We start from the raw sequence: 1,626 nt of genomic DNA, 5'->3' as shown, positions 1-1,626 counted from the left end.
TCCAGACGACGCGCGCAATCTGGCACATCTCCGGATAATAGTCATAGGCGGGCTCGAAGCCGATAATCTCGTCGCCCGGCGCTAAAAATGTCAGCAGAAAGGCGAAAAGCGCTTCCGTGGCGCCGCAGAAAACGGTCGCCTGCTCAAGCGGATCCCCGACGGGAAAGGCGCAGGCATGATCGCCGATGGCGCGCCGCAAATCGGCGAGTCCTTCGGGCGGCGAATATTGGTTGTTCCCCGTCGCAATCGCTTCGCGCGCGGCGGCGAACATATCGCTTGGGCCAATATCCTCAAGAACGCCTGACGCAAGATCGATCGCGCCATATCTCTCGGCGAGCGCGCGCATTTGCATATAGACATTGGCCGCCGCCGGCGGAGCGGCGCACAGCGCCATTGCGTCGCGCATCTATTGCGTCCGATAAAAGCGGCAGGGATTGTCCCAGAGAATCTTTTCCTTCGCCTCGCGCGCGATCGGGGCCTCGACGATTTCCTTCACTTCCTCGCCGAAGGCGTGATCGGGATGTGGGAAATCCGTGCCAAAGAGAAGCCTGTCGACGCCAAGGCAGTCGATCACCATGTCGAGATAGGGTTCGCACCCTTCGACGGACACATAGCATTGGCGCTTGAAATATTCGCTGGGCGGGCGCTTCACGGCCGGAACCTCATCCCGCCAGAGGCGATATTCGGAATCCATCCGCCACAGAAGATAAGGCACCCAGCCGCAACCCGCTTCGAGAAAAGCCACCTGAAGATCGGGATAGGTTTCGAAAACGCCATTCTCGACGAGTGTGAGGAAAGCCATCATCTGCTCCATCGGATGACAGCAGGTATGCATGGAGAAATGAGTGAAGAAACGATCCGCACCGGCGGCGGGGAGCTGCGCGTGGCAGCCCTCATGAATGGCGACGGAGACACCATTCTCCGTGCAGCTTCGCCAGAAGGGCGCAAAGTACGCGCAGCCGATCGGCTCGCCGTTGATCGGATTGGGGCGGACGATCACCGCGCGGGCGTTGAAGAGGCGCGCCGCTCTCGCGACCTCCGCGGCCGCGGCCACGGGATCGTGCAGGCTGATGAGGGGCACGGGAATAAGACGCTTTCTGTCGAGCGAACAGAAGCTCCAGATCCAATCATTATAGGCGCGGGCAATCGCAGCGGCCAAAGCCGGGTCAACCCCTTCTATGGCGACGACGCCGAGCCCAAGTGACGGATAGAGATAAGAGCGTTCGATGCCCTGCCTGTCCATTGCGAGCAGCGTCGAGCGCGCGTCGAAATTCTGGTCGCGATAGTCGGAATACCAAGCGTCTATATTGGTCTGAAACGCGCGCGCGAGTTCCTCCGGATAATGGCGATAGATAGGCGCGCCGTCGACCCGCATCTGGCCCCAATCGAAGCCGGAGAGGCGTTCGCGCCGGGGCGCTCTCTCGCGAAACGCCGAATCGATGTAATCGACCCAGATCTGATCCGGCTCCATGACATGGCAATCGGCGTCGATAATTCGCAATTCGGACATACAAGACTCTCTCAAGGACCTGCGCTGCGCTCGCCCTCTGGCGTTGCAGGCAGGAAGGATGCGCGCGGGTCGGCCAATGCGCGTCGCCCGAAATAAAATTCTGCAGAACATTCCGG

The 1,626-nt window shown here is 60.4% G+C and carries 2 protein-coding genes; both read right to left on the bottom strand.

The features are described from left to right. Window positions 1–406: aminotransferase class I/II-fold pyridoxal phosphate-dependent enzyme (locus A1351_RS07035; RefSeq protein WP_157096160.1), on the bottom strand; the 406-nt coding region annotated here is incomplete at its 3' end. Beyond that, entirely contained in the window at window positions 407–1,510 is a 1,104-nt protein-coding gene (locus tag A1351_RS07030) for an amidohydrolase family protein (protein WP_064032611.1), read from the bottom strand. Between the last annotated feature and the right edge of the window lie 116 nt (window positions 1,511–1,626).

The sequence above is a fragment of the Methylosinus sp. R-45379 genome (genome assembly GCF_001644125.1).
Classification (GTDB): Bacteria; Pseudomonadota; Alphaproteobacteria; order Rhizobiales; family Beijerinckiaceae; genus Methylosinus.
Note: the sequence above shows the minus strand (reverse complement) of the source record. Positions and strands in the feature narration are given on the sequence as shown.